The 25,312-nt window shown below is 41.8% G+C and carries 21 protein-coding genes; 17 read left to right on the top strand and 4 right to left on the bottom strand.

Features of this window, described 5'->3' with window-relative positions; genetic code table 11:
* Positions 1–773: 773 nt before the first annotated feature.
* The 3 genes from QYC40_RS17000 (at position 774) to QYC40_RS16990 (ending at position 3,731) form a co-directional block, all read left to right on the top strand.
* On the top strand, positions 774–965 hold the full coding sequence (locus QYC40_RS17000) for a cold-shock protein (protein WP_149524482.1): 192 nt from the start codon (positions 774–776) through the stop codon (positions 963–965).
* A gap of 356 nt (positions 966–1,321) precedes the next feature.
* Positions 1,322–2,407, top strand: coding sequence for an acyl-CoA desaturase (locus tag QYC40_RS16995; protein ID WP_301991401.1), 1,086 nt, complete (start codon positions 1,322–1,324; stop codon positions 2,405–2,407).
* Between the two features lie 232 nt (positions 2,408–2,639).
* Positions 2,640–3,731: a DEAD/DEAH box helicase gene (locus tag QYC40_RS16990; protein WP_301991400.1), complete on the top strand. Its 1,092-nt coding sequence runs from the start codon at positions 2,640–2,642 to the stop codon at positions 3,729–3,731.
* A gap of 440 nt (positions 3,732–4,171) precedes the next feature.
* On the opposite strand, the gene def is transcribed toward QYC40_RS16990, so the two are convergent.
* Positions 4,172–5,392, bottom strand: coding sequence for a peptide deformylase (gene def, locus QYC40_RS16985; RefSeq protein ID WP_301991399.1), 1,221 nt, complete (start codon positions 5,390–5,392; stop codon positions 4,172–4,174).
* A gap of 98 nt (positions 5,393–5,490) precedes the next feature.
* Between def and ruvX the strand changes: the two genes are divergently transcribed.
* Genes ruvX through QYC40_RS16970 form a run of 3 tightly spaced genes read left to right on the top strand, consistent with a single transcriptional unit; the run spans position 5,491 to position 6,823 of the window.
* Positions 5,491–5,904, top strand: a complete 414-nt coding sequence (ruvX, locus tag QYC40_RS16980) for a Holliday junction resolvase RuvX (RefSeq protein ID WP_301993714.1) — start codon at positions 5,491–5,493, stop codon at positions 5,902–5,904.
* 2 nt (positions 5,905–5,906) lie between these two features.
* Entirely contained in the window at positions 5,907–6,341 is a 435-nt protein-coding gene (ybeY, locus tag QYC40_RS16975) for an rRNA maturation RNase YbeY (RefSeq protein WP_301991398.1), read from the top strand.
* Between the two features lie 38 nt (positions 6,342–6,379).
* A complete protein-coding gene (locus tag QYC40_RS16970; protein WP_301991397.1) occupies positions 6,380–6,823 on the top strand; it encodes a S24 family peptidase in 444 nt (147 codons plus the stop codon).
* Positions 6,824–6,893: 70 nt separating this feature from the next.
* Here QYC40_RS16970 and QYC40_RS16965 read toward each other — a convergent pair whose 3' ends face one another.
* Positions 6,894–8,285: a Gfo/Idh/MocA family protein gene (locus tag QYC40_RS16965; protein WP_301991396.1), complete on the bottom strand. Its 1,392-nt coding sequence runs from the start codon at positions 8,283–8,285 to the stop codon at positions 6,894–6,896.
* Positions 8,286–8,769: 484 nt separating this feature from the next.
* Between QYC40_RS16965 and QYC40_RS16960 the strand changes: the two genes are divergently transcribed.
* From QYC40_RS16960 to QYC40_RS16930, 7 genes are all read left to right on the top strand, one after another.
* Positions 8,770–9,315, top strand: coding sequence for an RNA polymerase sigma factor (locus tag QYC40_RS16960; protein ID WP_301991395.1), 546 nt, complete (start codon positions 8,770–8,772; stop codon positions 9,313–9,315).
* A 107-nt stretch (positions 9,316–9,422) separates the two neighbouring features.
* Positions 9,423–10,484: a FecR family protein gene (locus tag QYC40_RS16955; RefSeq protein WP_301991394.1), complete on the top strand. Its 1,062-nt coding sequence runs from the start codon at positions 9,423–9,425 to the stop codon at positions 10,482–10,484.
* A 125-nt stretch (positions 10,485–10,609) separates the two neighbouring features.
* The gene (locus QYC40_RS16950) at positions 10,610–14,104 is read left to right on the top strand and encodes a TonB-dependent receptor (RefSeq protein WP_301991393.1); all 3,495 of its coding nucleotides are present in this window, start codon (positions 10,610–10,612) and stop codon (positions 14,102–14,104) included.
* A gap of 11 nt (positions 14,105–14,115) precedes the next feature.
* Positions 14,116–15,933 carry a RagB/SusD family nutrient uptake outer membrane protein gene (locus QYC40_RS16945; protein ID WP_301991392.1) on the top strand — a complete coding sequence of 606 codons (1,818 nt, stop codon included), beginning with the start codon at positions 14,116–14,118 and terminating at the stop codon, positions 15,931–15,933.
* A gap of 3 nt (positions 15,934–15,936) precedes the next feature.
* Complete coding sequence (locus QYC40_RS16940) at positions 15,937–16,323, top strand: BACON domain-containing protein (protein ID WP_301991391.1); 387 nt, start codon at positions 15,937–15,939, stop codon at positions 16,321–16,323.
* Between the two features lie 6 nt (positions 16,324–16,329).
* Positions 16,330–17,853 carry a sulfatase gene (locus QYC40_RS16935; protein WP_301991390.1) on the top strand — a complete coding sequence of 508 codons (1,524 nt, stop codon included), beginning with the start codon at positions 16,330–16,332 and terminating at the stop codon, positions 17,851–17,853.
* Positions 17,854–18,027: 174 nt separating this feature from the next.
* Positions 18,028–18,702: a DUF2490 domain-containing protein gene (locus QYC40_RS16930; protein ID WP_301991389.1), complete on the top strand. Its 675-nt coding sequence runs from the start codon at positions 18,028–18,030 to the stop codon at positions 18,700–18,702.
* A gap of 201 nt (positions 18,703–18,903) precedes the next feature.
* Here QYC40_RS16930 and QYC40_RS16925 read toward each other — a convergent pair whose 3' ends face one another.
* Together QYC40_RS16925 and QYC40_RS16920 are read right to left on the bottom strand one after the other, a co-directional pair.
* A complete protein-coding gene (locus tag QYC40_RS16925) occupies positions 18,904–19,884 on the bottom strand; it encodes a hypothetical protein (RefSeq protein WP_301991388.1) in 981 nt (326 codons plus the stop codon).
* Positions 19,885–20,139: 255 nt separating this feature from the next.
* Positions 20,140–20,559 (bottom strand): nucleoside-diphosphate kinase, encoded by a 420-nt coding sequence (locus QYC40_RS16920; protein ID WP_149524526.1) that lies wholly within the window; start codon positions 20,557–20,559, stop codon positions 20,140–20,142.
* A gap of 365 nt (positions 20,560–20,924) precedes the next feature.
* Between QYC40_RS16920 and QYC40_RS16915 the strand changes: the two genes are divergently transcribed.
* The 4 genes from QYC40_RS16915 to QYC40_RS16900 all read left to right on the top strand — a co-directional run bounded on the left by QYC40_RS16915 (position 20,925) and on the right by QYC40_RS16900 (position 24,718).
* The gene (locus QYC40_RS16915; RefSeq protein ID WP_301991386.1) at positions 20,925–21,446 is read left to right on the top strand and encodes a hypothetical protein; all 522 of its coding nucleotides are present in this window, start codon (positions 20,925–20,927) and stop codon (positions 21,444–21,446) included.
* Between the two features lie 58 nt (positions 21,447–21,504).
* Entirely contained in the window at positions 21,505–22,353 is an 849-nt protein-coding gene (locus QYC40_RS16910; protein WP_301991385.1) for a 4-hydroxy-3-methylbut-2-enyl diphosphate reductase, read from the top strand.
* A gap of 71 nt (positions 22,354–22,424) precedes the next feature.
* A complete protein-coding gene (gene hemH / locus QYC40_RS16905) occupies positions 22,425–23,459 on the top strand; it encodes a ferrochelatase (protein ID WP_301991384.1) in 1,035 nt (344 codons plus the stop codon).
* Positions 23,460–23,461: 2 nt separating this feature from the next.
* The gene (locus tag QYC40_RS16900; protein ID WP_301991383.1) at positions 23,462–24,718 is read left to right on the top strand and encodes a metallophosphoesterase; all 1,257 of its coding nucleotides are present in this window, start codon (positions 23,462–23,464) and stop codon (positions 24,716–24,718) included.
* Positions 24,719–25,312 lie beyond the last annotated feature (594 nt).

Below are 25,312 nucleotides of genomic sequence, written 5' to 3'. Positions count from 1 at the left end.
ATTTAAGTTATTCCGGTTACGTCACCGGTTGGTTATTAGTAAAATGCCACATTCGAAGATAGGAAGCATTTCATTAACTAACAATTTTTTTTCTAATTCTTTTGGTTTAGTGGCGCATAAAAGTTTCAACTTTTAAGCTATAGGACGGTTGATCCCTTCGCTACTTCAATTATTGTTGGAGCGGTAGAATGAGGTCTCATCTGGGAAATCGAGCTTTCAACCTCCACGTATTAAGGTTTACGGCAATGTTACATTCAGCAGGGTAATTCGCGATAACCACTAGAGCAGGATGAATAAAACAAACCGGCGCGAAGGAAAAATTTTACGGCTGGGCAGTTCGCCAAACCGATGATAGGATTGCTAGGATGTTTGAATTTTACGTGCGTGAGACGCCCCTTAGTGTCTTTTATCGATCCGAAGAGCCTAGCATTATTTCAACAAGTCTATGAGCAGGGACAGGCCGAAAAAGAGCATCATGCTGATCGATTAGTTGAAATAAAAAAGAAAAAAATGTTGTATAATCAAAAGTTTTAGTTATCATTGTGAATAATCAGGCTCTGCCAATGCTTTTCTGAACGCGATCAGTTTACTTTTCCCTTTTAGTTTCGCGATTTTCAGCTGCTAAGTTTGTTTCAATCTAAAAGATGTAGCACCGATCCAAATTATTCGGATTCACTGATTCGCTCCCCTTTCTTTTTAAACAAGTCGATTAATTTTGTTACCGTTGATTCACGGTAGTCAAGCATGATTTTTTTTATTTTAAACACAATACAATGGCACAAGGAAAAGTTAAGTTCTTTAACAACACGAAAGGTTTTGGATTTATTAGCCCAGAAGACGGTAGTCAGGAAATTTTCGTACACTCGACCGGACTAAGAGACGATATTAGAGAAAACGATTTGGTTACATACGACGTGGAAAGAGGGCAAAAAGGGCTCAATGCAGTTAACGTCCGTATCGCATAAGAAACTCCATCTTGCGATGTTAGGGCTGCGGCATTAGCAATATTGCTTCTGCTGCAGTCTTATTTGATAACGTTATGTAACTATGGAGACCGATCCTGAACGATCAATTATACCTTTAATCATCTTTACCATCCCATTTCCCAGTTTTTTCCGCGCATCTAAATTAATGAGCAATTTTTGTTCGTTAGGATTTATCCGTGCCTACTCCACTCGCCGCTCGTGTTTTTACCGTTTTGGAATACAAAAAGTGTAGTCAATTGATACTTAACAAGCCTATTGTGGCCAGCGCAGCAACCCATGCTCCAGTGAGCGTCCCTGTCGCCCCATCTTCGATCTCAACTTAATACAACTCTTGAATGAAATCAACCCTCAATAAACCTTCCGTTAAATTTTGTAAAGACAGTTCTTCGTTTTCGCAGACTTTGAAAGCTAGGATACACCGTTATTTTACGGATCACCATAAGAAAAAAACGGGCAACCGCCGCCTCTTCTTAAAGGCCGCTATCTTACTGATCACGCTAATCGGCCTATATGCGCTGCTGCTGTTCAACATTGCTCATTGGTCACTCCAACTGCTATTGTGCATGCTCTTGGGGCTAAATCTCGCGGCTATCGGATTCAACATCATGCACGACGCCGGTCATGATACATTTAGTAGTGATAAAAAGCTGAATACCTTGCTTTCCTATTCACTGAATCTACTTGGTGGAAATATCTACTTTTGGAAATTAAAACACAACATTGCCCACCACACCTATACGAATATCGATGGAGAGGACCATGATATAGAGATCAAGTTCATGCGAATCCATCCGGACCAGCCCCTCAAAAAGCATCATCGATACCAGAGATGGTATTTCCCATTTTTGTATAGTATTTCTTATTTGGCCTGGATCTTTTATCAGGATTATGAAAAATATTTCCGGCAACGAATGGGAGTGAGCGCCGATAAATTTGACTTTCCCCTGAAAGAAAAACGTATTTTCTGGTTAAGCAAGTGTATTCATTTCTTTCTTTTTTTAATCGTTCCTTGCTGCCTGTTAGGAATAATTCCCACGCTGATTGGGTTGATGGTAGCAGGTATGGCCTGTGGAATCAGTCTTGCCACCATATTTCAGTTGGCTCACGTTGTGACGGAAACCGAGTTTAAGACCTTGACGACTAGGAGGGTGCCGGAAGACTGGATGGTTCATCAGATTCAATCCACTGCTAACTTTGCTACTGACAATAAATACTTGACGTGGTTGCTCGGAGGATTGAACTTTCAAGTCGAGCATCACCTTTTTCCAAAAGTGAGTCATACCCATTATCCGGCGATCAATCGCATCGTTATAGCAACCTGTCAAGAATTCAATATTCCATATACCGAATTTAAAACGCTGCGCGGGGCCTTTGCATCCCATGTAGAAACTTTGAGAAGGATGTCGCATGTGGACAGCTAATGCTCTGCGCGCACGCTCGAAAGAATCGGTTCATGAACACAACAGTAGGGCTGGTATATACCCAAAGAGGGAAAGCATATCTTTTCCAGTCGTTCGGGACAGATGTCTTAGTGATTCTAGAAACAGTGTAGAGCAAAAGCAAACGCTAGCGACGGAGCCTTGCCTAAGCCCCAACTCAAATTGATCCCAATAGCGACCTAACTAAAGAAATATTTTAATGACGTTTAAAAACATGGGAATCATAGCGCCCTTATTGAAAGCTATTCAGAAGACAGGCTATCAGGAACCTACGGAAATTCAGAGTCGGGCAGTCCCGCTGATATTAAAAGGACACGATATCATTGCTTGCGCCCAGACCGGTACCGGTAAAACGGCTGCATTCGCACTTCCTATATTACATCTTTTGCATACTGCAAAAGATGATCGCAGCCATCCTAGAGCGCTGGTCATTGTTCCTACGCGCGAACTTGCTGTGCAAGTCTCAGAAAGTCTATCAAGCTTCGCCAATGCCCTGCCATTGCGACATTTGGCGATCTTTGGTGGTGTATCTCAGCAGCAACAAGTTGCCAAGTTGAAAGAAGGAGTCGACCTAATCGTAGCGACTCCTGGAAGACTGCTCGATTTGCACGCTCAAGGGCACCTAAACATTTCAAAGGTTGCTTGCTTAGTCTTGGATGAGGCAGATAATATGCTCGATATGGGATTCCTGCATGATATAAAAAAAATAATGTCTGCTCTCCCGAAAAAGCATCAGACCCTACTGTTTTCTGCGACGATGCCCCAGGGTATTCGCAAACTGGCCAAAGAAATGATGCAGCATCCAAAAGAAATCGCAGTTTCTCCTGTTTCTTCAACTCTACCAACTATAAACCAGTCGGTCTATCTAGTGGATAAAACGGAGAAAACAACGCTACTTAAGCAATTCCTTACTAGAAGGACGGGTCAGCAAACACTTGTTTTTCTGCGCACGAAGCACGGCGCTGATCGCTTGTCAAAAAAATTATTGAAGTACGGCATCACTGCGGTCAGTATTCACGGGAACAAAACGCAGAACGCTCGTCAAAAAGCGTTAAATTCCTTTAAAGAAGGTAAAGTAGATGTGATGTTGGCAACAGATATTGCAGCAAGAGGAATCGACATCAAGGAACTTCCCATGGTCATCAACTACGATCTTCCGGAAGACGCAGAAACGTACGTGCATCGCATTGGAAGGACAGGCCGAGCAGGAAAGACAGGAGAGGCGCACTCTTTTTGTAGCCCTGAGGAAAAGTCATTGCTGTTGAAGATTCAGAAGCTGATCGGACGTCAACTGACCAACAAATAAAGGACTCCAATTCCATTCGCAAACATCTTTTGAACGCTTCTCTCTACCGGACCGAAATTCGGTAGGCAGACCGTTCCTTGCCTGTCTAGCTTCAAAAGTAATATGGGTGAAAATGATCACGTCCGATATCGAAAATAGGTGTTCTCCCTACGACATAGTGAAAATTTTGTTATATTAATATCATGATCGGGAAAAACACCAGCCGCCCTTTTGAAGCAAACCTTTAACCTTATGTCTAGGTAATCTCTGTTTTTAATGGGTTTAGCCTCCGTTCTTAGATTGCTGTCATTTGATAGGTTGCCTCCTCCCTTTCCTAGGCGCTGGCCAGCAGCTTTGAATACGCTTAGCTACCAGGATAGTTCGATAACTCCACAAATATGATAAAGCCCAGCAAAAAAGCGCACTTGCTCTATTGTGAAGTGTGTGTCAATACAGTAAAATCAAGGGATGATATGGCCTTTCTCTAGCCGAAACTTCATTTTATGATCTAAAGGTACGCCCGTCCTTTCTAGTTGCTGTTCCAATCGGTCCGGGTATAAGATACCATAGAGGTGGTCAATTTCATGTTGAAAAATAACAGCAGTAAATCCTTCAATATTTTCTTCAACAACATTGCCCTTCCTATCCACATATTGCAAACGAATGGCATAGCTACGCTCAACATCCTCTTTGCGATCCGGAATTGAAAGGCAGCCCTCAGCACCGATGCGGATCAGTTTCGAACGCCAGATAATCTTGGGGTTAATATAAAACTCAAAAGGTTCATTAGCCTTATCGAAGCGCTGGACCCAAATAACATTCTTGTTGATTCCTACCTGTGGAGCTGCGATTCCCACCCCTTTATGCTGCGGATCTTGCACCGTTTTAAACATTCTTGAAGCCAATTTATCGACTAAAGGATCATCAAATTTCAAATCTTCCGATGGTTTTCTCAATACCGCCAATTCCTTCTCGTGGGTAATCAGATAAACATGCATTAGCGTAGTATCATCAGCAGAATTGATGATCTTTCGCTCCGTGTCGTTAAAGTTTTTTGCCGCTGATATATTCACTTTTCTCTCGTTTGTAGGACCTTTGTATTTTTTTTCACCAGCTTCGATATCCAGGGATAAGATATTATCCTTTGGTGGCTGTGGGCACCTATAACCATTGCTATAAGCGCAATAGGGATTATAGGCCTTGTTAAAATCTATTGTTAATTCGTTATTTCTAATCTCTTTGATACTTAAATCCAAGTATCGCCCTCCCTCATAGCTGCTAACACCATTCGTGTTGTCCATAAAAGGAACAAATAAATGATCCCTGTAGGCTTCCGTCTGAAATAATGCAACACTTTGATAGGCTGTCAGGGTATACTTCGCTCCGAACAAATCAAAATGCAATAAAGCATAGCGCTTATACTCATTCGATGTGCCGTCATAGGTTGGCATCCGAAATGTAGGTTCATCGGGCAGTAATTCAACCTTTGCCTTTACAAGGTATTGTTGGTTCGCAGGGAAGTAATCTAAATAAGATAGCTGATCTGCTTTCAACGGTCCATACTCATTTTTTAAATAGGCTGCGTCCTTTTCCTTCCTATATGTTGCTATTTCTTGCGCATGATTTTGCGCAAAAATTAACGAAGGAACGAAGATGAGTAGCAGGAAAACGATTCTTTGCATAGTTTATTATTAATCTCTATCAAAAGTATAGATTTTTAAGAAACATTGAATAAGAATACTTACAAACTTTAATCGTACTTTTGTGGAAAACAATGCCCATGAGATTGATGGCTTTCGATTACGGGACGAAACGTATCGGCATCGCCGTTTCTGATTCTTTACAGATTATCGCTACAGCACTCGCTACAGTGCACCCTGAGGAAGTCTGGAACTTCCTTCAAAATTACTTAGCAACCGAACAAGTGGAAACATTTGTAGTAGGAAAACCTATGCGACTAGACGGAAGCCCTTCGCAATCAGCACAGCATGTCGTTGGATTTATGCGTAAGTTAAAGAAGACTTATCCAAGCATTCCTGTGGTGGAAGTTGATGAACGCTTTACCTCGAAGATTGCCTCTCAAGCCATCGCCCAATCGGGACTGAAAAAACAAAAACGCCAAGAGAAAAGTTTGGTCGATACGGTATCCGCCACGCTTATTCTTCAAACTTATATGGACAGCAAAGGATTCTAACAATGGCTCTTAAGAATATACATTTTTTTTCAGAAGACATCGCATTCACCTTAAAAGAAAAACAAAAGGTACGTGAATGGATCAACCAAACGATAAAAAATGAAGATTTTATTCGCGTAGCAGAACTCAATTTCATTTTCTGCTCTGACGAGTATTTACTGACAATCAATAAGCAATATTTGGATCATGATACCTATACCGATATCGTAACCTTCGACTCTTCTGAAGAGGAAGACATCATCGCCGGCGATATCTTTATCTCTATCGATCGTATTCGTGAAAATGCAGAGAAGTTTGCTGTTGCAGAACGCGACGAACTTCATCGTGTCATTATCCACGGCGTTTTGCACTTGTGTGGATACTACGATAAGAAAAAAGAAGATAAAGCACTAATGACGCAAAAAGAAGATCAATATCTCAAAGCGAGAGCGTTTTAAGATTACCTTTTGTCCATAAGTAAGTATGATTAGCATCGATGACCAATATTACCTTTAATAATCAAAGCTTTTTCGAGGGCTTAGAGGATTTGATTGCCCAAGGGAAGTCGGTACAGTTCCGATTGAAAGGACGTAGCATGCAACCTTTTATTCTGGATGGATGTAAAATAACCGTCGCCCCCATAAAATTCGAAGACGCGACGATGGGCGACGTCGTTCTTGCGCGTTGGCGGACGGGCTGGATATTACATCGTGTTCTATTTAAAAATAAGAATTACCTATTTCTCGTGGGCGATGGAAATCTCGCACAGATTGAAAAAGTGAATAAAGATGATCTAATCGCCATTCTGACTTCCTATGAAGGCAAGGATGGCATAGCAAATAAAGTCACGACCACATCTAAGTTCCTCTCTGCCGGATGGTTCGCATTTCGCCCGTTTCGACGCCTTTTTCATAAATTGAAGTCCATGACATCTCGTTGAGGGAGACCTTCTTTTCATTTAACGCTCAAAATTGGTTGAAACTTCAAGATAATCCCCCCCCCTCAAACCCTTAACTCTTCTTTATCTCCGGCTCCAAGTCTGTCAGCGACCCAATTTGAATCGGTTTTCCTGCTTCTATACTTTTTCTAGCAGCCACACCGATCAGCACCGACAAAACGCCATCCCTCAGATTGGCTCTGTGGTCGTAAGGATCTTCAGCCGACTTCTTTAAAAACAAATCCTCCTGCAAACGGCGGTCGCCACCACCATGGCCACTACGCTCGCTAGAAACTGTAACGACCTCATATTTTTCCCAGTTTCTGAACAAAATAAGCTGCGATTGCGTAGTGTCACTGTTCGCCTGTTGCATCTCAGCAGCGTGCAATTCCTCTTGGCTTAAACTCTCTCCTTTGATAAAAGGAATATCTAGCCAAGCATCAATTCTACCTTTCTGCCCATTGAATGCAATTCGCCACCCTTCATATGGAGAATAGGTGGTTAGAGAGTAATTAGCGATTACGCCATTTTTGTATTTGATCTGTGCGGACATCTTATCGTAAATGTCGATTTCATTTCGATAAACGCAGCCATCTCGAAGATAGCCATCATAGTTCTCGTTCGCTACATATAGATTCATTGCTTGTTTATCCTTCGTAATGTCCCAATAATAAGCGCAGTCTTTTTTATGATCACACGAGCGACAGTTCTTTCCGCGGAATGGACCATTTTTACCATAATGCTCTAAAGCACCATATGCAAAAACCTCTTCCGGTTCTGCCGATAACCACCAATTCAGCAAATCAAAGTGGTGTGTTGCTTTGTGAATCCATAAGGAGCCACCTTTATTCATCAATCCGTGCCAGCGGCGGAAATAAGAAGCGCCATGATGAGTGTTCAAGTACCAGTTGAAATCCACAGAAGTGACCTGGCCAATCGCGCCTTCTGAAATAAGCTGTTTAATTTTGGTCATGTAAGGGCTCCAACGGTAATTGAAACCAACAATCACATTCTTCCCATATTTTTTCTCCGCATCAATGATTGCTTGTGCCTTTACTTCATCGATAGTTAATGGTTTTTCCGTTAAAACATCACAATAAGCCAAACCTTTGATAATAAGTTCGTGATGAGAGGCATCGGTCGTACAGACCATGATTAAATCTGGCTTTGTCTTACGTAGCATCTCGTCATAATTTACGAAGGTAGGACAAGATACCCCCATATACTCATTCGCATACTTTAGGCGCCCTGGATTGATGTCGCTTAAACCGACAAATTCGAGCGTTTCAGGAAACTGCTCAACCAATCGACGTCCCCAGAATGTAATTCCTCGAATCCCGGTACCAACGAGTACGACGCGAAGTTTTCGATTTAATCCAAAAGCATCAGTAGGAAGGTTGACCATCGTCCCTATGCTCAATAGCGATAAGGTCTTTAAAAATGTTTTTCTTGAAATACTATCCATGATAAATTGTTTTTCATTAGTAAATGCTGTAAAAACACAGTAGCGATTTTACTTTGGTTTAGTTGGTTTTTCGAAGGCAAAGCAATCGACGGAATTTCTCGAAATTAAAATTTCTTCGGTGCTACAGATACAAATCATAGCCCATGTTTGACCAAGAAAAAATTGACAAGTTTATAATTTTATACGAGCAAGGATAAGCCTCGCTCTTTTATAACAATCTACGAAAATCAAGGGTTACTAAGATTAAAAATCTACGCAAACGATGCCGGTATTTTTTTTAAGGAATGTTGGAGTAAATCCATGTAATTCGATTTTAAATCGCGAGTTGTTGCAATCTGGATATTCAAATCCATGAAAGCCTGTGCTGGTAAAAAACTAACCTGATTAAGCCAAATTCCAATCTGCTAGCGAAGGATTCCGCTTCATTGCTTTTCCAATGCTGTTTGTATTAAAATTCTTATCTTGCGAAGTCACTGTGAAAAAAATGCCGTTTAAACCACTAACTTCCCTGGAAAAGGAACGCATTGCGCAATATAGAGATGAGATGGTTTTTAAATCTTATTTCCTTAGGAACTACAAAGTTCTTGAGCGGTATGCCTTTGGTTTTCTAAAAGACTACGCACTCGCGCAGGACGTCTGTTCGGAAGTGATGTGGAAGATGTGGCATTTAGGAAGCGACCTCATGCATGTCTCTTCCGTGGAAGGCTACCTCCTACGGATGGTGAAAAACAGATGCCTCAATTTATTACGATTAAATCAACCTGTTTATCTTGTTCCTGACGATTTCGCGGAAATGAACATAGAGTTCCCGGATCCCGAGCGCCTAATGATGGAAAGTGAACGGGTTAAAGAAATACGACAGGCCATCGACGCACTGCCTCAGAAAACAAAGCAAGCTTTTCTTCTCGTTAAAGAAGAGTCTCGTAGCTACCAAGAAGCAGCGGAAATAATGAACATCTCCAAGAATACCGTTGATCGACATATTCAGATCGCACTCGCAAAAATCTGGCAATCCCTAAAAAATAGATAATTTTTTATCGCTTAGTATCAGTCTTTTATCTCCTTTTCTCGGAATTTCCGATAATCGATTGGTGATTTTATCGACCTCATGTGTCTATGTGAGTGAAGACCAAAAGTATGAATCACACGGACGAAGAATTTCTTAGTTTATTGAATTTAGCACTCGCTAACAAACTGTCAGCCGATCAGCAGATCAGGTTGCAAGAGTTGCTATTGCAAGATCCCGACCGCGTGATACTATACGAGTACCTGCTATCGGAAGCAGAGACGGAGCAGGACAGATTGGAGTTAGAAGTACTTTATGAGAAGTCCAGACCTAATGATATCCCTGGTAGCGTAGCATCAAATCCAACAAAACCAATAGCGCGCATCTCCCCTTGGAAGAAATTCTTGCAGGCGGCCGCTGCGGTATTGCTGATTTTTTCAGTGTTCTATCTATATAAAACCAAAGAAACTCCAGCAGTCGATGGCGATTGCATGGAATTGACCACTCACAAAGGCGAACGTAAATACTTTAAGTTAGTCGACGGAACGGAGGTTTGGCTCAATAGTGATAGTAAGTTGATGTTGAAGCAGGGCTATGGGAAAGAACATCGCAACTTACAGCTGTTGGGTGAGGGTTACTTCTCGGTGGCGAAGAATACGGCGCTGCCGATGAAAGTAAAAGTGGGCGAAGTCGATGTTAATGTCGTAGGAACTATTTTCAACCTACAGGCCTATCCGGATCAAGGACAAGTTGTGACTTCCTTGATAGAAGGAAAAGTAAAACTAACCTTGAACGAAAGCAAAGGCAGCAAGGACTTCGTAATGAAACCCGGCGATAGGATAGAGATTGCTCGTAAGGAAGTCAATGGAAAGGTGAGTTTAGCTCTGGCAGATACAACCGCTATTCAGCATACTGTCGCTTTCCGCAACGTCGAGAAAAAAGACAACAAAGCCTTAGATGCACTTTGGACCGAGAATAAATTGGTGTTCAAAGCAGATCGCTTAGCGGAAGTTGTAAAAAGGCTTGAACGCTGGTACGACGTGACCATTATCGTAGAAAATGATCAATTAAAAGAACAAGCCTTCACAGGAGTTTTTGAGGAACCAACCTGTCAGCAAGTCTTGTCAATACTTCAAAAAACTAATAAAAACCTTAATTATACGATGAAAGGAGAGACCATAATTATCAAATAAAAGATAGAAGATAAACACAAAAAAGGGTATCCCTTTGGAAAAGGAATACCCAAATGATTTAACCATGAGCATCTCGCCCTAGGAAAGTTGGATGCTCAAATCTGATTAATTAAAAAACTAAATTTATGAAAAAAAAATCACATGAACTAAGTCGTGTGCCCATTCCTAATTACGTAAAGTGGCTCTTGATGGTCAAATTTATCCTGATTTTTATGTTAGCTTTTGCTGCCGACAGCATGGCTAGCGAATCCAAAGCACAGAATAAAGTTTCCATGCAATTTAAAGATGTGAAGCTCAAAAATCTGCTCAACTCAATCGAAGAGCAGACCGCAGTATCATTCATCTACAACGACAATGCTATTCGCGATATCCGTATCGCAGATATCCGCGTTGAAAAGAAAGATTGGCGCGAGCTTTTGCGTCCAATATTGAAAGCGCAGAACTTCCAAATGACCTTAGTAGGAACGAACCGCGTCTTGATTGAAAAGAATAATGAACAATCCAATATAGCTTCAGGGAATGTTAAAGATCAACATGGAAACCCGCTCGTAGCCGTGTCTGTTAAGCAAAAAGGGACCGAACGTTCCACAAGCACGAATAGCGATGGTCAGTTCTCGTTAGAAACAGAAGGGAATAACCCTGTCTTGATCTTTAGTTACGTTAGTTTCTTGAGCCAAGAAATACCATTTACCGGACAACCGATGCAGGTAACCCTCGCTGAGGATCTTGCCCAGTTGGAAGAGGTTGTTGTGGTAGGTTATGGTACGCAAAAGCGTGTTAATTTAACCGGTTCCGTAGCAACGATATCTGGCGACCAGATTGCAAATCGACCAGTGGTCAATGCGACACAAAGTTTGCAGGGAACCATGCCTGGTCTGAATGTAAGTGTTAATGGTGCGACAAAGCCCGGACAATCTTTCAAACTGAACGTACGTGGTACAGGGAACTTAAGCGGTTCGGATCAGCCTTATGTGTTGGTAGATGGAATGGAGATGTCGCTGGCTGATGTCAATCCTAACGATATAGAAAATATCTCCGTACTCAAAGATGCATCTGCTTCAGCAATCTATGGTTCTCGCGCGGCATACGGTGTTATCTTAGTAACAACAAAAAAAGGTGCATCAGGTAGAAAGCAAATCAACTTCAGCTCGAATACAGGTTTCACTTCACCGGTAAATCTACCGGATATGGTCAATTCTGTAGACTTTGCAAATTATTTCAATGCAGCAACTTTCAACGCATTGGGCACGAAGCAATATTCCGAAGAGAAGATTGCCCTTTTGCAGCAATATATCGATAACCCTGGCTCGGTTTCCATATTCCCGGAAGTAAATTCCAACAATTACGGCAGCTGGGAGAACAGTGCAAATGGGGTAGCGAATACAGATTGGTTTAATTTTCATTACAAACCGTATGCACTTCGCCAGAATTATACCATGAACCTAAGTGGTGGAAATGATGGAACGCAATTCTACGTTTCCGGAGGTGTTTACCAAGAGGATGGAGCACTACGTTATGCGGATATAGACTACAAACGCTATAATGTAAATGTGTCTGTAAATTCACAATTAGCAGATTTTATCAAATTAAAAAGCAATGTGAAGTACACGCACAATCAGAATCAATCGCCGTTAGCAGGCTATGAAGGCTTATTCTTTCACAACCTTGCCCGTATGCGTCCAAACGTATCGCCATATGATTTCTATGGTAATTTTACAGAGCAATCCTTCGTTCCTTATCTGCAATCCGGCTCACAAGATAAAAGTAATAATGCGGCCCTTGTTATCCTTGGTGGCTTAGAGATAACACCTGCAAAGGACTGGAAAATATTCGCTGATTTGAACTTCAGCAAGCGAAATTTTGAAGGCTCGACCCTTAAAGTTCCTGGTACAATTTATGGCGTTGATGGTACGCCGATTACCATGAACCGTTCGGAATTTAATATTCCGCTAGCGGGTAGCTTTGCTCGTACCATGTATGAGCAAACCTACATCACACCGAATATCTATACCAATTATAAAGTCGCTGTAGACAAACATCAATTTGATTTAACGGCAGGTTTCCAACAAGAATACAATCAATACAAAGAGCTTGGCGCTTCAGCGACGGAGTTGATCAGTTTCGACCGTCCGGGAACAGACCTGGCGACAGGCACCAAAGCCTCTTCCGAAGTAAGGAACCACTGGGCAACAAGAGGTTTCTTCGCGCGTATCAACTATAATTTCAACAGCAAGTTCCTTTTAGAACTTAACGGACGTTACGACGGGTCTTCTCGCTTTGCGAGCGACCAGCGATGGGGATTTTTCCCATCTGTTTCTGCGGCGTATAACATCAGCGAGGAACAATTTGTGAAGAACAGCTTGCCTTGGCTGAATCAGTTAAAGCTACGCGGATCCTATGGTAATCTAGGAAATCAAGCGGGTGCAAACATGTACGCCTACCTAGAGAACATGAATATCGTTGTTCCTGGATTGGGAACTGGCGGCCGCTACTATTTTGGCGACGAGCGCGAAAGCTATATTCAAGCGCCAGGTGCTTTCAACCCTTTGATTACTTGGGAGAAAGTCCAAAGCACGAACGTCGGAATAGATTACGCGATGTTAGAAAACCGTCTATCGGGAACATTAGAGTGGTATCAACGCAATACCAAAGATATGTTAGGGCCATCTCGCGACGTAGCAGATATGTATGGTGCGACACCTCCACAGTCGAATAATGCAGATTTGAGAACCCGCGGATGGGAACTATCCATCAAATGGAAAGACAATATCTCGGAAGACTTAAGCTATGATCTAGGTTTAATGTTGACCGACTACCGTTCAGTTGTAACTCGCTACCAAAACCCTACGCGGTTTAATCCGGCGGGAGCTTGGTACGAAGGTAAGAATGTAGGTGAGATATGGGGATTTACAGCAAATAGCCTGTTGAAAACTGCCGAAGAAGCCGCTAATTACAATGCAACATTGAATAGATCTTATCTTTCTGCACGTGATTGGGTGGCTGGCGATGTAAAATATGAAGACATCAACGGCGATGGCAAGATCGATATCGGTGCAAATAGAGTAGGAGATTCGGGTGATTACAGCATTATCGGAAACAGCAGCGCACGATATAACTTTAGCCTTTCTGGAGGCGTTAATTGGAAAAATTGGAGCCTGAGCATGTTATGGCAAGGTGTTGGAAAACAAGACTTCCTACCTGCTGCCTTAGATGCTTACTTCTGGGGGTCTGGTTCCTTGGCACAGGTTACTGTCTTTAAAGAGCATTTAGATTACTTCAGCGAAACCAATCCTGACGCATACTATCCGAACCCTTATGCTTCCCCTGTCGGTGCTATTGCTTCTTATACCAATAAAACACAATCCCCTGCCAGCCGATATATCCAAAATGCTTCTTACATCCGTTTGAAGAACCTGACGCTGCAATATACGTTCAACATAGAATGGACACAGCGTATGAAGATCAATCGATTGACTGTATTTGGCACGGGCGACAACTTGCTGACCTTCACAAAGCTCGCTGGAATGTTCGATCCTGAAACATTGGTTGGCGGACAAGGAACGGGTAAGTTATATCCGTTGAGCAAGGTGTATTCTTTTGGTGTAAACATCACATTTTAAGGCTATTTCTCATGAAAAAACATCATTATCTATATTTTTTATGGGTATTCTTTACGACAAGTTGTGGTAAGGATTTCTTAAATCGACTGCCACAAGATCAACTTTCCACGAGTGGAAGCTTGGCTACAGTCAACGAATTACGACTGTATATGAATCAGTTTTATGAGCAACTTCCAAACCATCCAAATTTTACAGGAGGTGAGGGCATTGCTTATGACGATGCGCGTACAGACAACATGATCTTTACCACCGTAAACCCAAGGTTGAATGGACAGCTGACCATTTCTAATGCAACAGCATTGACCGAGTATAATCAGATCCGCGGATTGAACTTCTTTTTGAATCAAGCCAAACAAGCTAAGGGGAATGCGGCAGACATCAACCAATATTTGGGGGAAGCCTACTTCTTTAGAGCCTGGTTTTATTTTTCCTTAGTAAAAAAATATGGCGATGTAAGTTGGGTCAATACCTTACTAAATTCCGAGGATGAATCGACCTTTTTACAGCGCGATAGCCGTTTGGTGGTCGTTGACTCCATTTTGCAGGATCTTGATCGCGCAAGTGAACTACTTGCTATTCAAAACAACAACAATAGCATGCGTGTACATCGAGATGTGGCTTTCGCAATGACTTCTCGTGTTGCTTTGTACGAAGGAACATGGCAAAAATATCATCAAGCAAAAGGAACTGGATTCGCTTCAAGCGCTGTCACTGCACAGAAAATTAATGCATATTTAACGCAAGCACGCGATGCTGCGAAGAAAGTAATTGATGCTGGGCGCTGGCAGATTTCATCGACAGGAAACCCGCTAGCAGATTACAAGAATATGTTCAACAATACAGATCTGCGAGGAAATAAAGAAGTCCTTTTATTCCGCCGATATAATCCGGCAGAGAATATCGGGCATGGTGTTTCTAAATATTTATCGACTGGTGGTGGTGATATAGGCTTGACGCTAAGCTTGGTAGATGATTACTTAACGCGCGATGGGAAGCCTTTTGTAGGAGCTGCTCGCGAGCAGGCACAAAAGAGCTATGGACAGGAATTGCAACCGACGCTACGCGATCCTCGATTGTTTCAGACTGCTGGTGTTTCCGGGCAACCATTGCGACCAGGTGGCGTCGTGCCTCCTTTTCCGCCCATCAATCAGAGTGGCTTCAGTAGAAATACGACTGGCTATCCAATGTATAAATATATCGAATACGATAATATCGCTGCAACAACTGATGATGGCATGAGTGCCGCACCGGTTATTTATTTCCGCTACGCCGAGGTACTTCTAAACTATGCGGAAGCGATGATCGAATTAGACGGCGACCTTAGTTTAGCGACGCAGTCATTGACTCCGTTGAGATCACGTGTCGGTATGCCGGCCGTGAACATCGAGCTAGAGTATAATACGCAAGCTGATTATGCATTCCGCAACTTGTCGAAAGCCCTGCAGGCTGTACGTCGCGAACGTCGAGTAGAGATGGTAGCTGAAGGTACGCGTTTAGACGATGTCATGCGCTGGGCTTCGGCAGATGTGTTATTGGTCGGAAAAAGACCTTTAGGAGCGCTTTTCGTAGGAAGCGATCTAGCTGTACAAAACACAGCAACCGGTTTCTACAATGATGCCTTGCTTTATTTCGATACAGCTCCAGCCGGTAAAAGCGTAAACTTCTTTCTGAGCGGACAGCCTAATGACGCTAAGCGATATATAGACCCGTATAAGCAAGTGATGCCGAACGGATATGGATTTAAAGTGAATAGAGATTATCTATTGCCAATTCAACAAAGAATGTTGGAGTTGACAAATGGAAAGTGGAAACAGAACCCTAATTGGTAAACGATGAAAAATAATATAATGCAATTTATTCGACATACATCTTATTTTCTGATGGTATTCCTTTTTGCCATCTTCTTCTCCTCTTGTGAGAAGGATCAGCATGTGAAACCTCAACCCGGACCATTTGATGTTACTCATGAAATTCCGGCAAGTATTCCCGCAAATGGCGGCTCTTATACACTTACCATCGATGCAACAACAAATGGATGGTGGATTGAAGCAGGAGCAGACGCTTCTTGGATCAGTATCAATCGCAAATATGGTTCTGCAAAAGTAACGCAGCAAGTCGTAATTGCAAGCAATACAACGTCAGCGGCGCGCGAAGCAACGGTGCTTATCAAATCAACCAACGGAGAAACCGTTAATTTAGTTTTTAAACAACAAAAATAGGGCAATATGAGGTTCGTGTTCTTTATCATGTATATGGCTTGTGCAATAGCTGCTTTAGGACAGCAAAAGAAGCCCAATATAGTCATTATCATTTCTGATGACCATTCCTATCAAACCATCGGAGCCTACGGTTCACAGCTCGCGAAAACGCCTCAAATCGACAGGCTAGCAAAAGATGGTGCGGTATTTACGAACGCATATGTCAATAACTCGATATGTGGTCCTTCTAGGGCCACATTATTGACCGGGAAATACAGCCATAAAAATGGGTTCAAGGATAATGAAACCTCTGTATTTGATTTCTCACAAAACCTCTTTGTAAAGGAATTGCAACAGGTTGGCTATCATACTTCCTGGATTGGGAAAATTCATTTGGGTGAGGAGCTTCAAGGTTTTGATTATTATGATATACTCATCGGTCAAGGACACTATTTCAATCCTGATTTTGTTTCAAAACAAGGAAAAAAACGAGAGGAAGGCTATGTATCTGATTTAGTAACCGATAAAGCTTTGAATTGGTTAGATACGATCGATCAACAAAATCCGTTCTGTTTGATCATTGGCCATAAAGCGACACATAGAACCTGGATGCCGGATCCGAAAGATTTCGGGACTTATGACAATCAAAATATCCCAACTCCTTCAACATTCTATGATAACTACCAGAGCCGAAAAGCTGCGGAAGTTCAGGAAATGTCGATTGACAAGGACATGCGCATGGGATACGATCTCAAGATGTTCAACTCGCTGGAGGAGATGATGGCTGATGGTAATTTCAAAAGGATGAACGCTGCACAGCGAGAGGCCTACATCAAGTATTATCGTCCTATCTTTGAGGATTACAAAAACCGTAATTTGCAAGGTAAGCAGCTCGCAGAGTGGAAATATAAACGCTATATGATCGATTATCTGAACACAGCGCAGTCTATGGATCGCAATATTGGTCGTGTTTTAGATTATCTGAAGAAGAACAAATTAGAAGAGAATACGATTGTCATTTATCTTTCCGATCAAGGATTTTACATGGGTGAACATGGATGGTTCGATAAGCGTTTCATGTATGAAGAGTCTTTCAAAACGCCAATGATTATGCGTATGCCGGGGCTTATTCCGGCAACTTCAAAGATTGAAGCTAATGTAGTGAACGCCGATATAGCGCCAACCCTTTTAGAACTAGCGGGTGTTGCCAAACCTGCAGATATGCAGGGAAAATCATTCGCTGTGGTGCTCCCAAAGACGGATAAAAAACATCGTGAGGATATTTTTTACCATTACTTTGAAAATGGAGAACACGCGGTGTCGCCGCACTTCGGGGTGAAATCAGGACGGTATAAACTGATTCGATTCTATAAACGTGTAGAGGCATGGGAACTTTTCGATTTAGAAACAGATCCGCAGGAGCTAAAGAACCTGGTAGCAGATCCTTCCTATCAAAGCATTTTGAAGAAAATGAAGAAAAAGCTATTGAAGCAAATAAAAGCATTTGATGATGCGCAAGCAGAAGAGATATTCCATCAGAAACTGAAATAGGGCACAGAAGTTTTCGGAAAGCTTAAAGCTAGCAATCCCCAATTGCGCAACCAACAAACGGGAGCGCAATTGGGGATTTTTATTTGGCCTTTGTTTAATTTTTTCGAGAAGTCTATCAAGATTTTTACTTACGGTAATATTTAAGCTTTTAATGGTATTATTTATCTTGCTGAAATGAAATCTACCTTTCTTATTTTAGTACTTGCTATCACAGGCATAGGCTTTTCTTATGCACAACAGTTAGAATCGGCCCTCTTATATTACGGTCAAACAAAGTTCGACAATAGCCGATTTGGAATTTATCATGAGGCGCAACTTCGAGATTTTCAATTCGGTGGAGATCATAATCAGACTTTAATCCGAGTAGGAGGGCAATACCAAATTAAACCCTTTCTAACCGCAGTATTAGGTTATGGTTTTATTTACTCAGAATTGAAAGGAGCTCCGAACGCCCCGTTCAACGAACATCGCATCTTTCAAGATTTCGTGTTCACTCATGCCGTAAAATCCACCCGAATCCGCCATCGCCTGCGCCTAGAAGAACGCTTTATAGAAGATCGCGATTTTTATGGACGAGCTCGTTATTGTCTATTTGCAGACATTCCGCTCAGTGAAAAGAAGTTCAACGCAGGCGGTACCTATTTAGCATTATACCAAGAGGTATTTATCAACGCCCTCCAGCCCGAACCTTTAAGAACGTTCGACAGGAATCGTATTTACGCCGCAGTAGGCTATAAGGTGAAACATAATTTAGGAATTCAGCTGGGAAGTATGTTGCAGCATGTGGGCTCAAATAAAGGGACCTTTCAGATGCAACTTTCCCTTCACCATGTGATTAACGTGAAGTAAACCATTGCATCCTGATAACAAAGACAGAACAAAGATGTATTATCTCCGATATAATGCCAATACAAACCCCAAACATAACCGTCTGGAAAGGGTTATGATTGGGGTTTGTATTGGGTTTGAAAGGGCTTTACAAGGGATTTGAGTCAAAGGAGTTACGACCATAGTAGGTCTCCATCCTGAATGATAACCCAATATCAGTGCTTAATCTTCAACCACTTCGTTGGTTTGTGCTAGGCGTTGCGATCCTACGTTCGCAGGGCAGGCAATATCGTCTGTGGCATCATAAATCAATTCTTTTGCCGCATTTCTTTCAATGGTCTCCGCCGGCACATAAATTTGTGTTTTCGTACGGCTGTATCCGCTTGGGAAATAACGGATGTAATAACCATCTGGGTGGTAGGTCCAAATGCCGCTCGGCGTATCTTCTCTTACCGGAGCCATGCCCGCTAGAATTGCATATTGCTCAAACTCTGCATAAGAATAGTTTCCGGATAAAACTAGGTTTCTAATCTGGTTCTCCGCCTCAAATACCGCCTGCAGTTCTTTTGGTAATTTATTCTTTGCTTCTTGAACAACATCAAACGGAAGGATACCTAGGGCTCCGCCTTCCAATTGCAACAGCTGCTTCGGGCTCAATAATTTTAAAGCCGTCACCTTTACCGGGCCAGAATAATCACTGAACTTTGTGCGAGCGATGATGGTCCATAATAGCATCTGTATATCGCTTTGTTTCACTTCAGGGTGCTTTTCTGCGCTCTTTAAGATAGCGATCACAAGCTCCTCTTTCTTGCCCAAAGTTGGTGCATACATATAGCCATCACCCGAAGATGGGGCATAGGTGCCCGCCTTTAGACAATAACTCTTGTTGGTGATCTCATAATGTCCCGCAGCTAACACATAGCCAGACTCACTTTTTTTCGGAAGGGAGGTTAATGCTTTATAAGTCGCATCATTTTGAAAGTCAGGCATCTCTTGGCCTTGACGGTTGACATCCTCGAAATTCGTGCTGATTGCTTCCGGTGCTTTAAACATTTTATCGAGTCCAAGCACCTTTGCTCCCTTGGCACCCGTTGCTTTCGCAGCTTTGTCCAATAGACCTCCAAATTGCGCATGACTGGCAATCGGTAGAAAGATCAGAAGAACGAATAATGAGGGCAGTGCAGATAATTGTTTTGTTTTCATTTTGTGTGCGGTTTTCCGTTTGGTCGTAGTTAATACCAAATATATTCATTTTTTTAAAATGAAACTGCTTCGCGCGTTTGCGAATCCTTGATATAATATATGGTTTAACAGTTTTTCTAATTTGTAGGTAGAGAAACCTTGGTGACGCTATGGTAACAGGGGTAGGGTTGAAAGAGTTGTATGTTGCTTAAAAACAGGTGTATATAAATAAAAAAGGGAGCAAAGCTCCCTTTTACTATAATATTTTAATGCAGGTTAAAACTTCTCGAATTGGTTGAAGAAGAAGTTTCCTTCGATTTCTGCGTTTTCGTCAGAGTCTGAACCGTGAACCGCATTCGCATCGATAGATTTCGCATATTTATTACGGATGGTACCTTCAGCAGCTTTTGCTGGATCGGTAGCACCGATTAATGTACGGAAATCTTCAACAGCGTTTTCTTTTTCTAAGATAGCAGCTACGATAGGACCTGAAGTCATGAAGCTTACTAAATCGCCGTAAAAAGGACGCTCTTTGTGAACTGCGTAGAAGTTACCCGCAGAAGTTTCTGTCAAGTGAATGTATTTCATTGCTACGATTTTGAAACCGCCAGCAATAATGTCATTTAAGATAGCACCAATGTGACCATTTGCAACTGCATCTGGTTTAATCATTGTGAATGTTCTGTTTGTAGCCATTTTACTCTAAAAATTTTTTGCAAAGTTACGCTTTCCCTACAATAAATAAACAGGAATGCAGTTAAATGTCCCGCTTTTTTTTTCTGAACGTGCTTGTTTTCAATGGTCATCAAGAAATTCATCCTTGTTGATGGTGCCAATGGAAGATGAAAGTTTTCTGAAAGTGTCTGTTTTTAAAGCGGATTGCTATGGATGAAGAGAGAGGCATATCCTCAACCCTAAGTAGGAATCTAAATATTCAAAGACTGATTTGCTGCTTTTTACCGGTCTAAAACTCGGTTTTAACGTATTTTGGCAAGTTATTTGTTTAAACAGCGGAAACTTTGATGCACAAAGTTTATAAATCACAAACACTTTAATTGGATATGAAGAAAATCATTTTACCTATTTTAATGTCATTGGGATTCCTTTTTGCTTTTACCGGGGTACAGGCACAAACGCCTTATCGTACGGCACTAGGCTTAGGTATTGACGCTGGAGATGGACAAACGTTGTTTGGTCCGCAAATCAAACACAGTTTTGGAGGTTATAATGCCGGTAATGCACAACTATTGTTCGGTGATCATATCACGGTTTTGGGCGTTGATTATTCTTACAATCAGCGTATATCGGGTGCTAGGGGCCTATCATGGTATATTGGCGTTGGTCCACAATTATCGTTCATCGATCATGGAAAATGGGATGATGATTGGTTTGACGATGATGATCGTTGGGATGAAGACAATCACGTAGACGTGGCGATCCGCCCGGCAGTAGGTTTGGAATTCAGAATTCCTTCAACACCATTAGCCATGCATTTTGACTGGAAACCTTGGTGGAATCTATCGCATAGTTCACATTTTGAACCAGGAAGATTTTCATTAGGATTCAAGTTTGTGCTGAAGTAGACAACAGAATTATAGTTCGGGATATTGTTTAGTAGACGCTAAACCGTAACTTTGTAGTATGTCGAAGAACCTGCAAGTGACCATAGATAAAGATTCCGGCTTTTGTTTCGGAGTTGTGTATGCCATTGATATGGCTGAAGAGATTCTTGATGAAGATGGCTATCTTTATTGTTTGGGAGATATTGTGCACAATGATGAGGAAGTCGCTAGGCTAAAAGCCAAGGGACTTCGCATTATTTCGCATGATGACTTGCAGACCCTTCAAAATGAAAAGGTGCTGATCCGTGCTCACGGAGAGGCGCCTGAAACCTATCGAATCGCCCTTGAAAACAATATTACGCTGATTGATGCTTCATGCCCGGTGGTGTTGAAACTTCAAAACCGTATCAAAACATCGCATGATGACGAGGAGAAAATCCTGATCTTCGGAAAGCACGGCCATGCTGAAGTGATCGGCTTGCAAGGGCAGACGAACAATGAGGCTATTGTATTTCAGGATATCGACGAGCTCGATAATGTGGAATTACCGGCTAAATTCACCTTATATAGCCAGACAACCAAGTCGGTTGATCGCTTTTATCAGATCAAAGATGAGCTGTTGCGTCGCGGCTATGAGGTGAAAGCAAATGATACCATCTGTCGCCAGGTTTCCAATCGTTATGAGGATCTTGGAAATTTTGCTGGACAATACGACAAGATCATCTTTGTATCCGGTAAAAAATCATCTAACGGTAAAGTCTTGTTTGAAGTTTGTAAACAAGTCAATCCGGAAACCCACTTTATTTCCGATCCGGCAGAACTGGAAAGCAGTTTATTTGCTGAGAATGATACCGTAGGTATCTGTGGAGCTACATCGACTCCGATGTGGTTGATGAAGAAAGTGAAAGAGACTATTGAGTCTTATTAATCGTCATCTTATTTTAAAATTCTATAGCAGAGCCTCTTTTGCTATAATTAATAATTATTTTTACTCTCCATATGAGGAATAAAGCTAAAAAGGGGGTACTGTTAGTGCAATTGGGGACGCCTGACTCACCTGCCAAAAGTGATGTTAAACGTTATTTAACACAGTTTTTAATGGATCCGCGTGTTATGGATATTCCCTATATCTCCAGAACACTGTTGGTGAAAGGTATTATTGTTCCGAAACGATCCAGCGATTCTGCTGCGACCTATTCAAGTATTTGGGATAATGAAGCAGGTTCACCCTTAATGACGTACAGCCTATACCAGCAAAAGAAACTACAGGAAGTATTAGGCGATGAATATCATGTCGAATTGGCAATGCGGTATCAGAATCCTTCGATAGACGATGCGTTAGTGAAAATGGAGGCCATGCTGCTTGAGTCAATAACTGTTATTCCATTATTTCCACAGTATGCCTCAGCAACAACCGGCTCTGTTATTGATAAAGTAATGGAGATTATGCGCAGTTGGCAATTTATTCCAAAGATAAACTTCGTCAGCAGCTATTACGATGATCCTTTGATGATTGAGGTAATTGCAGAGCATGCTTTAAAGCATGATTTGGCATCCTTTGACCATTTTTTATTTAGTTATCATGGTCTTCCAGTTCGTCAATTGGGAAAGGTGCATGCAGGCGGCGATGTGAAATGTCCAGACTTTGGTTGTGATCATTGTAAGACAGAGGCAAATCCATATTGCTACTTGTCGCACTGTTATGCAACAACGAGGGCTATTACAGAGAAATTAAACCTACCAAAAGATAAGTTCACTGTTTGCTTCCAATCTCGCTTGGGTAAGACACCTTGGATTCAACCATACACGTCTGATACCCTTCACAAATTAGCGGAGAGCGGGGCAAAACGTATTTTAGTATTCAGTCCTGCATTCGTGGCTGATTGTATTGAGACGATCGACGAGATTCAGGTTGAATATGCTAACGAGTTTAAAGCATTGGGTGGAGAAGAAGTGCATATGGTAGAAAGCTTGAACAGAAATCCGAAATGGATTGAAACGCTGCGCAGGTTGGTGTTAGCAAATAATAATTAAAGATGTTACAATTAAATACAGTTCTATTATTCATACTGGACTTTTACATATTTTTCGCCCTTCGCGCGACCAATATTGAGTTCGTAAAGACAAGGTGGTTCAGCTATTTGTGGTGGGGTTATTCGATATCCTTGCTGATAGGACTGTTTATTTCTTTTCAATACAGTATTCCACTGATGTATCGCTCGATCATTCTTGTTGCTTTCTTTATGACGGCAGTTAGCAAGTTTATCTTTGCGGCGGTATTGATCATCGATGATATCAGGCGTGGTGGGATATGGCTGTCTCGATTATTCAGCCCTAAAAAGGTAACCCATCTAGAAGAAAATATCGAAGAACTTGAAAAGCCGCTGCCGGAAGTTCCTAAAAACGGAATCTCTCGATCGGAGTTTCTTATGAAGTCCGGGATATTAGTCGCGGCACTTCCGATGCTTCCCTTGGCATGGGGCGTAATTTCAACGGCATATGACTATAGAATCCGTCGTCAGAAATTAGTATTGCCTAATCTTCCGAAAGCATTCCATGGACTTAAGATTGCACAGATATCTGACGTGCATTCGGGTTCATTTTATAATAAGAAAGCCGTGCTAGGTGGTGTTGAGATGTTGTTAGGCGAAAAGCCAGATATGATTTTCTTTACTGGAGACTTAGTGAACAATGTGGCTTCCGAAATGAGAGACTACCAGGATATCTTCTCTAAGCTGCACGCCGATCTGGGAGTGTTCTCCACTTTAGGAAATCACGATTATGGCGATTATTACTATGGCAAGGAGGATTCTCCGGCAAAGCGCAAGAACCTTCAAGACGTTATTGATACGCATAAAGTGATGGGCTGGGATTTATTGATGGACGAAAATAGGACCATCAAGATGGGGTCCGACGAGTTATCAATCGTAGGCGTACAAAACTGGGGTACCGGTCGATTCCCTAAAAAGGGCGATCTGAAGAAAGCATTGATGGGAACGGACGAAAAACCCGTTAAACTATTGCTATCGCATGACCCTTCTCATTGGCGTGCGGAAGTGTTGAACATCGATGTTGATGCTATGTTTGCCGGCCATACGCATGGTATGCAGTTTGGTGTACGTGGCGAGAACTTCCAATGGTCGCCGGCAAAGTATATCTACAAAGAATGGGCAGGTCTTTACAAAGAAGGAAACAGCCAGTTGTACGTCAATACGGGCTATGGGTTCTTAGGATACCCAGGCCGCGTAGGTATTGCACCAGAGATTACCGTCTTTGAGTTGGCGGCTTTTTAGTGTATCGGTGATATTTTATCTGCTTTAATCTGATATACAATGTCCATGTAGGTTTTGTTGATGATAAAAACTTAAATATAAAGGTTCATGTAATATTTCTTCTTAAGTGTATCGATCAGATCTGTTAATTGATAAATGACTATATCAACAACGATATGAATGAGACAGCATTGAATTTCGCAAAGTAACCATTTGATGTATCCCTTAAATTTTTTAAACTATTGTCCCTACAGTAGTTTTTTTCGTGTTAAGTGGCCTGATTCTTAATTGATTGGTAGTCTGTGCACTTTTATACACCGGCGTACTTAAAAATGATGCGAACTCATCGTATTCTCAGCCATTATCCGTTATAGGATATGACGTTATCACGATTATAGGAAGGAACGCGACCAACGGTAACTTACGTTTTCTAAATTCTGTAGGCGGCTTGCTTAAACTGTAAATGACGATGGTAGCGAATTTATAGATTACTCACCCACATAAAATGGGAAACAAATAAACGATACTTTCACAGTTCCAACAGGAGCGGTATCGTTGGAAATGAATATCAGATTCAATCACACAGGTGACGGAAATGGCGTAATGGCGCTGGGT

It is taken from the genome of Sphingobacterium sp. BN32, assembly GCF_030503615.1.
Lineage (GTDB): Bacteria > Bacteroidota > Bacteroidia > Sphingobacteriales > Sphingobacteriaceae > Sphingobacterium.
The sequence above is the reverse complement of the archived record's forward strand: the minus strand, read 5'-3'. Positions and strand labels throughout refer to the sequence as shown.

Excerpts from the sequence above, each read along its gene's own strand:
- QYC40_RS17000 (WP_149524482.1), top strand. The coding sequence starts at position 774 with ATGGCACAAGGAAAAGTTAAGTTCTTTAACAACACGAAAGGTTTTGGA.
- QYC40_RS16995 (WP_301991401.1), top strand. The coding sequence starts at position 1,322 with ATGAAATCAACCCTCAATAAACCTTCCGTTAAATTTTGTAAAGACAGT.
- QYC40_RS16990 (WP_301991400.1), top strand. The coding sequence starts at position 2,640 with ATGGGAATCATAGCGCCCTTATTGAAAGCTATTCAGAAGACAGGCTAT.
- def (WP_301991399.1), bottom strand. The coding sequence starts at position 5,392 with ATGCAAAGAATCGTTTTCCTGCTACTCATCTTCGTTCCTTCGTTAATT.
- ruvX (WP_301993714.1), top strand. The coding sequence starts at position 5,491 with ATGAGATTGATGGCTTTCGATTACGGGACGAAACGTATCGGCATCGCC.
- ybeY (WP_301991398.1), top strand. The coding sequence starts at position 5,907 with ATGGCTCTTAAGAATATACATTTTTTTTCAGAAGACATCGCATTCACC.
- QYC40_RS16970 (WP_301991397.1), top strand. The coding sequence starts at position 6,380 with ATGACCAATATTACCTTTAATAATCAAAGCTTTTTCGAGGGCTTAGAG.
- QYC40_RS16965 (WP_301991396.1), bottom strand. The coding sequence starts at position 8,285 with ATGGATAGTATTTCAAGAAAAACATTTTTAAAGACCTTATCGCTATTG.
- QYC40_RS16960 (WP_301991395.1), top strand. The coding sequence starts at position 8,770 with ATGCCGTTTAAACCACTAACTTCCCTGGAAAAGGAACGCATTGCGCAA.
- QYC40_RS16955 (WP_301991394.1), top strand. The coding sequence starts at position 9,423 with ATGAATCACACGGACGAAGAATTTCTTAGTTTATTGAATTTAGCACTC.
- QYC40_RS16950 (WP_301991393.1), top strand. The coding sequence starts at position 10,610 with ATGAAAAAAAAATCACATGAACTAAGTCGTGTGCCCATTCCTAATTAC.
- QYC40_RS16945 (WP_301991392.1), top strand. The coding sequence starts at position 14,116 with ATGAAAAAACATCATTATCTATATTTTTTATGGGTATTCTTTACGACA.
- QYC40_RS16940 (WP_301991391.1), top strand. The coding sequence starts at position 15,937 with ATGAAAAATAATATAATGCAATTTATTCGACATACATCTTATTTTCTG.
- QYC40_RS16935 (WP_301991390.1), top strand. The coding sequence starts at position 16,330 with ATGAGGTTCGTGTTCTTTATCATGTATATGGCTTGTGCAATAGCTGCT.
- QYC40_RS16930 (WP_301991389.1), top strand. The coding sequence starts at position 18,028 with ATGAAATCTACCTTTCTTATTTTAGTACTTGCTATCACAGGCATAGGC.
- QYC40_RS16925 (WP_301991388.1), bottom strand. The coding sequence starts at position 19,884 with ATGAAAACAAAACAATTATCTGCACTGCCCTCATTATTCGTTCTTCTG.
- QYC40_RS16920 (WP_149524526.1), bottom strand. The coding sequence starts at position 20,559 with ATGGCTACAAACAGAACATTCACAATGATTAAACCAGATGCAGTTGCA.
- QYC40_RS16915 (WP_301991386.1), top strand. The coding sequence starts at position 20,925 with ATGAAGAAAATCATTTTACCTATTTTAATGTCATTGGGATTCCTTTTT.
- QYC40_RS16910 (WP_301991385.1), top strand. The coding sequence starts at position 21,505 with ATGTCGAAGAACCTGCAAGTGACCATAGATAAAGATTCCGGCTTTTGT.
- hemH (WP_301991384.1), top strand. The coding sequence starts at position 22,425 with ATGAGGAATAAAGCTAAAAAGGGGGTACTGTTAGTGCAATTGGGGACG.
- QYC40_RS16900 (WP_301991383.1), top strand. The coding sequence starts at position 23,462 with ATGTTACAATTAAATACAGTTCTATTATTCATACTGGACTTTTACATA.